Annotated in this window: 6 protein-coding genes; 4 read left to right on the top strand and 2 right to left on the bottom strand. The window is 75.5% G+C overall.

The window, feature by feature from the left end:
- Nucleotides 1-486: 486 nt before the first annotated feature.
- The 4 genes from ACFWPT_RS37170 to ACFWPT_RS37155 all read left to right on the top strand — a co-directional run bounded on the left by ACFWPT_RS37170 (nt 487) and on the right by ACFWPT_RS37155 (nt 7189).
- Entirely contained in the window at nt 487-990 is a 504-nt protein-coding gene (locus ACFWPT_RS37170; RefSeq protein WP_380487250.1) for a hypothetical protein, read from the top strand.
- A 315-nt stretch (nt 991-1305) separates the two neighbouring features.
- Nucleotides 1306-2334: a hypothetical protein gene (locus tag ACFWPT_RS37165; protein WP_380487248.1), complete on the top strand. Its 1029-nt coding sequence runs from the start codon at nt 1306-1308 to the stop codon at nt 2332-2334.
- A 56-nt stretch (nt 2335-2390) separates the two neighbouring features.
- Nucleotides 2391-4277 carry an HSP90 family protein gene (locus tag ACFWPT_RS37160; RefSeq protein ID WP_063349747.1) on the top strand — a complete coding sequence of 629 codons (1887 nt, stop codon included), beginning with the start codon at nt 2391-2393 and terminating at the stop codon, nt 4275-4277.
- Nucleotides 4277-7189, top strand: a complete 2913-nt coding sequence (locus ACFWPT_RS37155; protein WP_380487246.1) for a hypothetical protein — start codon at nt 4277-4279, stop codon at nt 7187-7189. The genes ACFWPT_RS37160 and ACFWPT_RS37155 overlap by 1 nt, the downstream gene beginning before the upstream one ends.
- Before the next feature lie 84 nt (nt 7190-7273).
- Here ACFWPT_RS37155 and ACFWPT_RS37150 read toward each other — a convergent pair whose 3' ends face one another.
- Together ACFWPT_RS37150 and ACFWPT_RS37145 are read right to left on the bottom strand one after the other, a co-directional pair.
- Nucleotides 7274-8563, bottom strand: coding sequence for a carbohydrate-binding protein (locus ACFWPT_RS37150; protein WP_380487244.1), 1290 nt, complete (start codon nt 8561-8563; stop codon nt 7274-7276).
- A gap of 208 nt (nt 8564-8771) precedes the next feature.
- Nucleotides 8772-9701, bottom strand: a complete 930-nt coding sequence (locus ACFWPT_RS37145; protein WP_380378918.1) for a LysR family transcriptional regulator — start codon at nt 9699-9701, stop codon at nt 8772-8774.
- Nucleotides 9702-9798: the final 97 nt, after the last annotated feature.

Raw genomic sequence — 9798 nt, 5'->3', positions numbered from 1 at the left:
CCACCACGGTCACCGCCCCGCCGCCGTTCCCGCTCCCGCTCCGTCCTTGATCGGCCCAGGTGCACCCGGGCGCGGGCGGGCCGGGGACGGCGGCTATCTTGATGGGTCACGGACATCCGGAGGGAGTGGGCGATGGGGATGGGGATGGCTGGTCGGAGGGTGGCTGCCGCGGTGGCGGCCGGGGTGCTGACGGGGGTGCTGGCCGGGTGCTCGGCGGGTTCTGCGGGGAGTTCCCCGGCGGGCTCGGACGCGGCCAAGGGTGCGGCTGGGGCGGCGAGTGCGGTGGCGAGCGCGACCGGTCCGGCGGGTGGTGAGACCGGTGCGGGGGCTTCGGTCTCCGCGTCGGCGTCCGCGTCTGCCGCCGCGACGGGGGCGGGTGCGGCCGCGGGCTCGGCCTCGGCGCCGGCGACCGGAGGCGGTGGCGCTGGCGCCGGGGCCTCTGCTCCGCCGGCCGGGGCGGCGACGCCCGGGGCGGACCTGGAGGCGGTGCTGCTGGACGACAAGCTCGTCGGGCAGGTGCTGCCGGACGCGAAGGCGATGGCGGGCTGGGAGGAGGAGAAGCGCAAGGTCGACACCATCGACCACGCCACCACCTGCACCGCGTCGGTGCCGTGCACCGGCAAGCCGCTCAGCGGCTCCGTCCGGTTCTCCTCGGGGGACGTGGTCGCCCGCTTCATCGTCGAGACGCTGCCGAACCGCGACGCCGCCAAGGGCAAGCTCAAGGAGTCCTACGCCTCCTACGGAGCCGGGCCGTTCCGCAAGGTCGACTCCCCGGTGCTGGGCAGCGAGAGCCAGGCCTTCCAGGGCCAGCTGGGCGAGAGCGAGGGCATCGGCATCGTGCTGCGCTCGGGCACCGTCGTCGCCAGCGTGACCACCGAGGGCGGGCCGGCCGACGTGGCTGCCGCCCGGCGGTTCGGGGTGATGCTGGTCAAGCGGATCGAGCAGGCCCAGGCGGGCAGGACCCCGGACGCCGGGCTCGGACTGGCCTGACGGCCGCCGCGTACGCGAAGCGAAGCGAAGCCCCGGGCCGAGGAGGCGCCGGGGCCCGCTGCGTTTCGGCGTCGGACCGGACAGCGCCGCCGCCTGTTCGACGTGTCCTCACCCCGTTCGACGTGCCCGCGTTCCGGCCGTCAGCCCCGGTCGTCCGCCCCGGTCGGCGGGCCGTGGGGCGGTCCCCGCGCGTGCCGGACCGGGACCGCCCCTGGGCTGGGGAAACGGATGTCGGTCGGCCGTGATATCTACTCATCTGGGGTGGCCGTCGTGCGGCCATGCGAAAGATGCCGATGATGTTCGAGGGGGCCACACATGCCGCTGTTCCGACGCCGCTCCGGCGAGGAGGCCGCGCAGGGCGGGGCGGGCTGGCTTGGGAGGGTGCGGCGGGCCGTCGGGTCCGCGCCCGTGGCGGCCGTTGCGGCGCCGCGGCTGGATCCGGCGCTCGGGGACGAGTCGCTGCGCCTGATGCTCGGCCAGGCCGCCGCCGGTGACTGGGCGGCCCTGGGCCCCGCGCTGGCCGCCGTCGGGGACGGCGCCGATCTGACCGGGCGGGTCGGTGCGATCGCGGAGGTGCCCCGGGTCGAGGAGTGGACGGCCCGGGCCCTCGCCGACCGGCCCGAGGACGCGCTGGCGCTGCTGCTGTCCGGTGCCCGGCACGTCACCTGGGCCTGGGAGGCCCGGACGGGCGCCCGGGCGAAGCACGTGTCCGAGAAGCAGTGGCAGGTGTTCCACGAGCGGCTGGACATCGCCGAGGAGCAGCTGCTGGAGGTCGCCGAGCGCGAGCCGTCCTGGCTCGCCCCCTGGTACTTCCTGCAGATCAGCGCCCGCGGTGCCTCGCTCCCGGCGGAGGTCGCGACCTGCCGCTTCGAGGCCGCCGTGCGCCGTGCTCCCGGGCATCCGGCCTCGCACCGCCAGCGCCTCCAGCAGCTGTGTGCCAAGTGGGGCGGCTCGCACGAGGAGATGCACGCCTTCGCCCGTTCCTCGATGCTCGCGGCGCCGGAGGGCAGCCAGCTCGGCGAGCTGGTGGTGCTGGCGCACCTGGAGCGCTGGCTGGACCTCCCGGACGGTGAGGACCGCGCCTACCTGGCCAGTGCGGAGGTGGTGGCCGACTTGCAGGAGGCGGCCTTCCGCTCCGTGCTGCACCCGGACTTCACGCCGGTGCGTGGCTGGCAGGGTTCCTTCAACGCCTTCGCGATGGCCTTCTCGCTGGCCGGCCAGCGCAAGACGGCGCGCCTGCTGTTCGAGGCCTTGGACGGCGCCGTCACCGAGTCGCCCTGGCACTTCCTGTCCGGTGATCCGCTCAAGGCGTTCGCCTCCCACCGGGACCGCTGCGCGTACTGACGCCCCCGGCCCGTCCAGAACCTCCATCACCCGCCCCGCGATCGAAAGAGCCCCCGGTGTCCCCATCCGAGAACCCGACGCCCGACAACGCGGCGAGCGCGCACACCTTCCAGGTGGACCTGCGCGGCCTGGTGGACCTGCTCTCCCACCACCTCTACTCCAGCCCGCGGGTGTACCTGCGCGAGCTGCTGCAGAACGCGGTGGACGCGATCTCCGCCCGCCGCGCCCTCGACCCGCAGGCGCCGGCTCGGATCGTCGTGCGCGCCGACGACGAGCTGAGCGTCACCGACACCGGCGTCGGCCTGACCGAGGCGGACGTCCACACCTTCCTCGCCACCATCGGCCGCAGTTCGAAGCGCGACGCCGACGGCCGGCTGGACGGCGCCGGGCTGGCCCAGGCCCGCGGCGACTTCATCGGCCAGTTCGGCATCGGCCTGCTGGCCTGCTTCGTGGTCGCCGACGAGATCACCGTGGTGACCCGCTCCGCCGCCACGCCGGATGCGCCGGTGATCGAGTGGCGCGGCGGCTCCGACGGCCGCTACACGATCCGCACCCTGCCCGCCGCGGCCAAGCCGGAGCCGGGCACCACCGTGACGCTGGTCCCGCGCGCCGACGCCGTCGAGTGGACGCGGTCGGGCCGTGTCCTCGCGCTGGCCCGGGACTTCGGCAGCCTGCTGCGCCACGACGTCACGGTGGTGGACGCGAACGGCACCGAGCACCGGGTGAACCGCACCCCGCCGTGGGCCGAGCGACACGGCTCGCCGCTGGCCCGGCGCGACGCGCTGACCGAGTACTGCCGCGCCGCCTTCGACTTCGCCCCGCTCGACACCATCGACCTGGACCTGCCGCTGGTCGGCCTGCGCGGCGTCGCCTACGTGCTGCCGGACGCGGCCCCGCCGTCCCGCCGTTCGGGCCACCGGGTGCACCTCAAGGGCATGCTGCTGTCCGACCAGGCCGACGAGCTGCTGCCGGACTGGGCGTTCTTCGTCCGCTGCGTGGTGGACACCGACGGCCTGCGCCCGACCGCCTCGCGCGAGGGCCTGTACGCGGACGAGACGCTGGCCGCCGTCCGCGACGCGCTGGGCGTCCGGATCCGCGACTGGCTGACCGGCCTGTCCGCGAGCGATCCGGCGCTGCTGCACCGCTTCCTGTCCGTGCACCACCTGGCCGTCAAGGAACTCGCCCGCTACGACGACGAGTTGCTGCGGATGATGCTGCCGTGGCTGCCGTTCGAGACCACCGACGGCAACGTCACCCTGGACGAGTTCACCCGCAGCCACCCGGTGGTGCTGGTGACCCGCACCGTCGAGGAGTTCCGCCAGGTCGCCCCGATCGCCGGCGCCGCCGGCCTCGGCGTGGTCAACGGCGGCTACACCTACGACCGCGACCTGGTGCACCGGCTGCCCGAGATCCGCCCCGGCGTCTCGGTCTCCGACCTCGACCCGGGCACCGTCACCGCGCACCTGGACACCGTCGACCCGGCCGCCGAGCTCGCCGCGAACGCCTTCCTCGCCGTCGCCCGCGAGGTGGTCGGCCGCTTCGACTGCGACGTCGCCCTGCGCAGCTTCCACCCGACCAACGCGCCCGCGCTGCTGCTGGACAACCGGGAGGCCCGGCACGAGCGCAGCCGCGCCCAGCTCGCCGAGGAGGCCGACGGCCTGTGGGCGGACATCCTGGGCTCGCTGCGCGCCGAGGCGCCCCGCGCCCAGCTGGTCCTCAACCACCTCAACCCGCTGGTGCGCCGCGCCGCGACGGTCACCAACCGCGAGCTGGCCGTCACCGCCGTCGAGGCGCTGTACGGGCAGGCCGTGCTGATGACCCGCCGTCCGCTCAAGGCCAGCGAGAGCGCCCTGCTCAACCGCTCGTTCATCAGCCTGCTCGACCACGCCATGCTCGGCCACGAGTCGGCCGGCCCGGACCGCACCGACCCGAAGGAGGCCTGATGCTGGACACCCCCGATGCGGTGATGGCCGCGCTGCGCGAGAACGACGCCCGCCCCTACGGCCGCCAGCGGACCGTCGCGGCCGAGGAACTCGTCGACGCCGCCGAGCAGTTCGACGACACCGGGGCGCGCTCGATGGCCCTGCTGGAGCTGATGGAGGCGTACGAGTACGACGGCGAGCGCGGCAAGAGCCCGGTCGTCTTCGCCCGCCTCCTCAAGCTGTGGGACGCCGACCCGGACGGCTTCGGCGAGTGGGCCCGCCAGCAGGTGTTCTGGCGCTTCAAGTGGGTGGCCGGCGCGCTCCTGGGCAATCCGGACGTGCCGCTGCCGGCCCTGCGGCGCTGGCACACCGAACTGCGCGACCGCTATCGGGCGGCCGGCTTCGACCTCCAGCCGTACTACGCCCAGCGCTACCACCTGGCCGCGCAGACCGGCAGCGGCCGCCAGGACGCCTACGAGCTGTGGACGGCCCGCCCGCGCTCCGAGCTGAGCGACTGCCACGCCTGCGAGACCCGGGCGCGCGCCGAGCACTTCGTGGACGCCGGCGACGACGCCCGGGCGCTGGACGTCCTGCAGCCGGTCCTCGACGGCCGGAGCAGCTGCGAGCAGGAGCCCGCCCTCAGCCAGGCCGCCGCCCTGCTCCCGCTGCTGCGCCGGGGCCGGCTGGACGAGGCCCGCTCCAGCCACCTGACCGGTTACCGCGCCGCGCGCGGCAAGGCCTCGATGGCGCACGCCGTCGGCCGGCACGTCGAGTTCTGCGCGCTGTCCGGCAACGAGCCGCGCGGCCTGGAACTGCTCGCCGAGAACCGCGACCTGTTCGCGGTGGCCGGCGAGCCGTCCGCGCTGCTGTCCTTCCTCACCGGCGTCGAGGTGCTGCTCGCCGTCCTGGCCGGGGGCGGCCACGGCGGGCTCGCGGTCAGCGGCCCGCCCGGTACCTCCTGGACGGCGGACACCCTGCTCGCCCACGTGCGCGCCGAGGCCGACGCGCTCGCCGCCCGCTTCGACGCCCGCAACGGCACCGACGCGGTCGGCGCCGACCGGCGCGCCCGGCTGGCCCGCGAGCCGCTGCTGGCCGAGCCGCTGGCCCTCGGCGTGCGCGCCGCCGCCGCGCCCGAGCTGGCCGCCGCCCCGGCCCTCGCGCCCGCACCGCGCCGGGCCGTCGAGCCGGAGCCGGAGGACTTCACCGCCCTGGTGGTCCGGGCCCGCGAGCTGGAGCTCGTCGGGCACCCGGACGCCGACCGGCTCTGGCGGCGGATCGCCGAACGCGCCGCCGCCGACGGCTTCGCCCACCCCGAGGGCACCGCGGTCGGCAGCCCAGGGCGGCTGCGCGCCGAACTCGCCGAGCAGCGGGCCCACCAGGCGCTGGAGCGGGACGAGCACGCCGACGGCCGGGCCGGGCTGCTGGCCGCCGCCGAGCTGTTCGAGCAGGCCGGGCTGCCCGGCCAGGCCCTGATGGCCCGGGCCCGCGCGCTGATCGTGGAACTCGGCGACGTCGAGGGCGCGGTGGCCGACTGGCCGGCGCTCGACGAGGTGCTGCGCCGGGCCGAGGAACTGCGGGCCGCCGGCACGATGGCCGACGACGACCACCTGATCGTGTGGCAGGTCCGCGCCTACGCCGCCCACCACGACCTGGTCGAGGCGCTGCCCGAGCCGCCCGCCGAGGCCGTCGAGCGCTTCGAGGCGGCGGCCGGCGGCTACCACCGCACCGCCGTGGAGCTGGGCTCCGCCCGCCGCGCGGCCACCTCCCGCCAGTACCTGGCCGACGCGGCCGCCCGGCAGGGCCGGCTGGCCGAGGCCACCACCGAACTGCGCGAGGTGCTCGCCCAGTTGGACGCGGCCGAACTGCCCTGGCACACCCCGCGGGTGCTCGGTCTGCTGGGCCAGGTGCTGTTGCAGGGCGGCGAACCCGCCGAGGCCGTCGAGGTGTTCCACCGGGCGCTCGCCGAGGCCGCCCGCTGGGGCGACGACTCCTACCCGTACGCGCCCACCTACCTGATGCTCGGCCACGCGGCCATGGGGGCCGGGGACCGCGGCGGCGCGGTCCGGGCGCTCACCGAGGCGGCCGCGCGCTTCGACCGCAAGGGCCGGGAGGCGGCCGAGGACGCCGCCCAGGCCCGCCTCCAGCTGGCCGACGTGCTGCGTGCCGCCGACCGCACGGCCGACGCCGTCGCGGTGCTGGAGTCGGTGCTGCTGGACGCCGCCGCGTCGGAGCTGGACGTGCGGATGCTCGCGCAGGCCCGGCTGGACCTCGCCCGGGGCCTCACCGAACTGGACGAGCACCGGGACGCCGCCGAGGAGTACCTGCGGCTGGCCGACGTCGTCGCCGGCTGGGAGGAGCAGGAGACCCACACCATGGTCGCCTGCGAGGCCGCGCTGGCGCTGGCCCGGGCGGACCGCTGGGAGGCCGCGAAGGCCGCCCTCGACCGCGCCCTCGCGGCCCACGCCCAGGCCCCCCAGGTGGACCAACTGGCCGCGACGCTGCGCGAGTTCGCCCGGCTGACCATGCACGCCGAGGGCCCGGAGGGGCTGGCGTCGGCGCTGGCCCGGCTGGCCGAGGCGGACGCCGCCGGGGAGCACGCCGGGCAGGCCGGTCAGGAGTACAACCCCTGGTACCTGCGCGGCGGTTCGCACTACGAGCGGGCGCGCTGCCTGGCCATGGCCGAGCGCCACGAGGAGGCGCTGGCCGAGGTCGAGCGGGCGATCGCGGTCTACGAGGGCGGCGACGAGCGGGCCGGGACGTCCCGGGCCGAGGCCGTCCGACTGGCCGCGCTGATCGAGGGCGCCGACCTCGGCCGTACCGGGGCGGCCGTCGCCCGGCTGACCGCGGGCATCGCCCGCTGCGAGGCCGCCGGCCTCCCGGAGGCGGCGCAGGTACTGGCCGAACTGCGGGAGCGGTTCACGGCCGCGGACTGACCACGGTCGCGAACTGGCCTGCCGGGGGCCCGGGGTGCGCAGACCCCCGGGCCCCGGGCGTCGGCCCGTCGACCTGTCAGCCCGTCAGCAGGGGCCGTCGTCGCCCCAGACGCCCCACTGGCCGCTGGCGCTCGGCACCTCGTTCAGCGTCCACCACTTGGCGTGGTACTCGTGGCCGCCGTACGAGACCTTGCTGCCGCTGGTGTACGTGGTGCTCGCGCTCCACGCCGGGTCGGCGCAGGCCCCGGGGGTGGTCGGGGGAGTCGTCGGTGGCGTGGTGGGCGGGGTGGTCGGCGGCGTGGTCGGCGGGGTGGTGGGCGGCGTGGCCCCGGCGAACTTCACGGTGTACTTGGTGAAGTCCCAGTCGTTCTGCGCCACGCTGGAGCAGGAGCCGGACAGCCCCGGGTCCACCGGGCCCGTGCACTGCCGGTCCCGGTTGACCGACCAGTAGGTGTACCGGGCCAGGTTGTGCGCGGTGGCGAAGTCCAGCACGGCCTGGAAGTCCGCCTGCCGGAAGTACTCGGCGGCGTCGGTGCGGCCGTTCATCATCGACACGCCCTCGTGGGCGTAGGCCGTCGCCTCGGACCAGCCGAAGGTGGTCTGGAGGATCTGGTTGAACTTCACCAGCGCGTCGGTCTGCGCGGCCGCGCCGTTGAACCCGCCGTCGAACGGCATGATCGAGTAGTTGTTCGGCGTGAAGCCCTGCGACTTGGCCTCGTTCAGCATCTGGGTGCCGAACCAGCCCGTCCCCGCGTTGGTCCCGGCGGTGGTGATCGAGATGTAGAGGCCGGGGTTGTTCTGCTGGAGGATCCGGGCGGCGCCGATCTCGTTGTGGATCGCCGCGGTGTTCTCGTACTCCGGCTCCTCCAGGTCGAAGTCGATCGCCTTCAACTGGTACTTGGTGATCACCTTCTGGTACCCGGCGGCGGTCGCCTCCGGCGTGCCGCAGACCTGGCCGAGCTTGGTGCCGCCGTACCCGCCGACCGACACCGAGACGTCCCCGCCCTTGCCGCGGATGGTCTGGATGACGCCGGGCATGGTGGTGTCGGTGTCGATCGAGGAGGTGCCGCCCCAGGCCGGTGAACAGCTGCTGCCCTGGGCCAGGATGAACGCCAGCTGGAAGGCCTTCTGCCCGGTGGCGTCCATCACCGCCGCGGCGTCCGGCGGGCTGTTGTCCTCGGGCATCAGGTAGGGCGCCGAGGCGTACCAGTTGCTGCCGAGGCCGGTCGTGGTGTCGGCGGCGGCGGAGCCGGTGTTCGCGAGCGCGGCGACACCGCCGGCGACCAGGCCGAGCACCCCGGCCACGGCGGCGACCCGGCGCGGGCGGCGGCGCGGGTTCCGGGGGGCGGGGTGTGGGGGAAGTGCGCGTTCCATCGAGGGCCTTTCCAGGCGGGACGGCAGTGGGGGAGGGGCTGCTCACGCCGGAGGTGGGGGTGGCGCGCAGACCGAACGGGCCTTTGACAGGGGGTAGTTGCCGAAGACTGTCACTGGTATAGACCTGTCGAGGAAGGGTGGTCAACCCCAAAATGGTCAAGCCGGGGCCCGGCGCCGGCGGTGGGCCGGGCGCCGAACGGGCTCCCCGTCAGGCGCGCGCCGCCACGCGGACCCCGGTCCCCACTCCCCGCGCGGCGTCACCCGCCCCCTGCGCGGCGCCCACCGCCGCCAGCAGCCCGCCGACCGCCGGCGACCACGGCCGGCTGGTCGGCCCGGTGAGCGTGAGCGTGCGGTGGACGGCCGGCCGGATCGGGACGAGCACGCAGTCGGCCGGGAGCATGGTCAGCGCCAGCGCGGGCATCACCGAGACCCCGACGCCCGCGTGCACCATGCCGATGAGTGTGTTGAGGTCGCGGATGCGGTGCCGGGGGGTGAAGCGGGTGCCGGCCCGGCGGAAGGCCTCGCGGATGTGCCGTTCACAGCCGCCCTCGGAGAGCAGGAAGTCGTCGTCCTCCAGGTCGGCGACGTGGATGGCCTCCTGTCCGGCGAGCGGGTGGTCGCGGCGCAGCAGCGCGTGCATGGAGTCGGCCCCGAGCGCGACCGCCCCGGGCGGGAGCGGCCCGGGGTCGACCAGGACGGCGGCGTCGACGGTGCCCGCCTCCAGCCAGGTGGCGAGCTCGTCGTCCTCGCCCTCGAAGACCCGGACGGTGACCTGCGGGTAGGCGGCCTTCCAGTCCCGGAGCAGCCCGGGCAGCAGCGCCTGGCAGACGGTGGTCGGCGCGGCCAGCCGCACGGTGCCGACGGGGCCGCCGGAGTGCCGGATGGCGATGGCGCGCACGGCGGCGGCGGAGGCGACGGCGGTGCGGGCGTGCGGGAGGATCTGCTCGCCCAGGGGAGTGGGCCGGGCCGGGGTGCCGCGCAGCAGGACGGGCGCGCCGAGGGTCCGCTCCAGCGCGGCGACGGCGTGCGAGACGGCGGACTGGCTGATGCCCAGTTCGTCGGCGGCCGCGCCGAACCCCCCGGTGTCGGCGACCGCGACCAGTGCCCTCAGCTGGGCCAGGTTGACCTCCGACGCCATGAGACTTCCTCATCCATCCGGTGCTGCCACTTGTTGGACTCATGCTCTGCCGCCGGGCCACCCTCTGTCCAGACGGGACCCCAGGCGGGACCTGCGG

This window comes from Kitasatospora sp. NPDC058478 (assembly GCF_042720345.1).
GTDB lineage: Bacteria > Actinomycetota > Actinomycetes > Streptomycetales > Streptomycetaceae > Kitasatospora.
Note: the sequence above shows the minus strand (reverse complement) of the source record. Positions and strands in the feature narration are given on the sequence as shown.

What these genes read in the sequence shown, in the direction of transcription:
- ACFWPT_RS37165 (WP_380487248.1), top strand. Translation starts at nt 1,306, where the DNA reads ATGCCGCTGTTCCGACGCCGCTCCGGCGAGGAGGCCGCGCAGGGCGGG.
- ACFWPT_RS37155 (WP_380487246.1), top strand. Translation starts at nt 4,277, where the DNA reads ATGCTGGACACCCCCGATGCGGTGATGGCCGCGCTGCGCGAGAACGAC.
- ACFWPT_RS37150 (WP_380487244.1), bottom strand. Translation starts at nt 8,563, where the DNA reads ATGGAACGCGCACTTCCCCCACACCCCGCCCCCCGGAACCCGCGCCGC.
- ACFWPT_RS37145 (WP_380378918.1), bottom strand. Translation starts at nt 9,701, where the DNA reads ATGGCGTCGGAGGTCAACCTGGCCCAGCTGAGGGCACTGGTCGCGGTC.